Source organism: Bowmanella yangjiangensis, from assembly GCF_017255015.1.
In the GTDB taxonomy this organism is placed as follows: domain Bacteria; phylum Pseudomonadota; class Gammaproteobacteria; order Enterobacterales; family Alteromonadaceae; genus Bowmanella; species Bowmanella yangjiangensis.
On record NZ_JAFKCS010000409.1, the window covers coordinates 1 to 692 of the forward strand.

General features: G+C 66.0%; 2 protein-coding genes. Both read right to left on the reverse strand.

The window, feature by feature from the left end:
* Window positions 1–222, reverse strand: a 222-nt coding sequence (locus tag J0A65_RS24850) for an aldehyde dehydrogenase family protein (protein ID WP_206596906.1), incomplete at its 3' end; no start/stop codon positions are given.
* Between the two features lie 223 nt (window positions 223–445).
* Window positions 446–637, reverse strand: coding sequence for a hypothetical protein (locus J0A65_RS24855; protein WP_206596907.1), 192 nt, complete (start codon window positions 635–637; stop codon window positions 446–448).
* Between the last annotated feature and the right edge of the window lie 55 nt (window positions 638–692).

Sequence of the window (692 nt, forward strand, 5' to 3'; positions counted from 1 at the left end):
CGACCAGACACCCGCTTCGAACGCCTGGCGGGCACTGCGCACGGCCAGATCGACCTCGGCTTCAGCACAGGCGGCGACCTGCGCCAGCACCTGGCCGCTGGCCGGGTTGATGGCCGCGAAGGTGGCGCCGGACAGCGCCGCCACACGGCGCCCACCGATGATGGCCTGTTCGATGAAGCCTTGCTGCCGAGCGCGTTGCTGCCAGTCGCTGAGTTCGTACACCGCAGTCCCCTTAACCGTCTGGTGGTTGCGGAACTGATGGTGGCGCAAGCCCGAAGATAGGAAAAATATTAAAAATGTCGCCGGGACATACGAAAAAGCTCGTCACGCCAGCACCAAAGCAGTGCAGCTCGCCAGCTCCTTGTGCACGCGTCGCCAACGCCCCCGTGACGCCGCGGCATGCCTGCCGGCGCCGCGCCATGACGGGATTGGCGGGCGCACTCTTTCAGCGCATGCTCATCGGCACGGCGGCCCGTTCGCGGCGGTGGAATTCGCCACGCTGCGCGCCCAGGCCTGCCTGGCGAGCCGATCGCGGCGGCACCCTGGCGATCACCCCGGGCGTGTACGGCTTTTGCAGGCAGGCGTGCAGACGCCGCTGGCCAGCAAAAATATGGCCACTGGCAAAGAAGATGCTCACCTGCACGGCACCCGAGTGCGGGTATGGTGAACGTCGCAACGAACATCATCAGAGG